A 776-nucleotide genomic window follows, 5' to 3' on the forward strand; every position below is an offset into this window, starting at 1 on the left:
AATGCACCTAAATCAGTAATATAACTATAAAATAACTTAATAGGCTGATTACTAAGGTCTGTAACCTTGAAATCAAATTCATAGTTCGAATAAGGAAGGATCATCCCTCCCGTTAAATCAATTTTCTTGCTGCCATCAGTTACTACAAATTTACCGATTGATATGTGATACGGTGACTTATTCTCACCTTTGATATTAATCGCCTTACCTGTCCTTTTTGCCACCCAACTAACACTTTCTGCCGCAACTCTTGGATCTGAAGATAAGCCTATCGGACGATATAAGAACTTTAAGCGTGTACGAAATGCAAGGTTTAGCTTATTTTTTGCATTATCGTTTTCCACCTCTGGGGGTATATCAAGCACATTTACCCAGAGCAATGTCTCTCTATCACGGGGAAACTTTGCTTTTGCTTCTTCTGTTTTAAAAACTCTAAACGACTTTCCTTTCCCCGCATTTATTCGCGAAACTGGAGGGCTAATAACAAAAGGCAAATCTTCTTTTTCCACATCACCAGAATCCATGGAATCCCTATCGGATTCTAACCACACTTGGACTAATGAGGGCAGATCCCCAATATTATTGACTCTAATAACTTGTTCTTTACTTTTTTCATCAAAAATTATTCGCGTTGCCATAATTTGAATAGAGGCATAGGCCGAATATCCTCCACACGCAAAAAAACCTATTAGAAGTATTTTTAATAACTTCATTTCCTACATCCTAAAACCATTGGAAAAATAATCATCGGGGACTGGCTCTTAAAGAGCAAGCCC

General features: G+C 37.5%; 1 protein-coding gene. It reads right to left on the reverse strand.

The genetic code is table 11. The annotated features are described in order from the left end of the window. A partial coding sequence (locus V2A85_RS24125) for a molecular chaperone (protein ID WP_420072612.1) occupies positions 1-713 on the reverse strand: 713 nt, incomplete at its 3' end. Positions 714-776 lie beyond the last annotated feature (63 nt).

It is taken from the genome of Yersinia sp. 1252 StPb PI (assembly GCF_048593885.1).
Taxonomy (GTDB): domain Bacteria; phylum Pseudomonadota; class Gammaproteobacteria; order Enterobacterales; family Enterobacteriaceae; genus Yersinia; species Yersinia enterocolitica_E.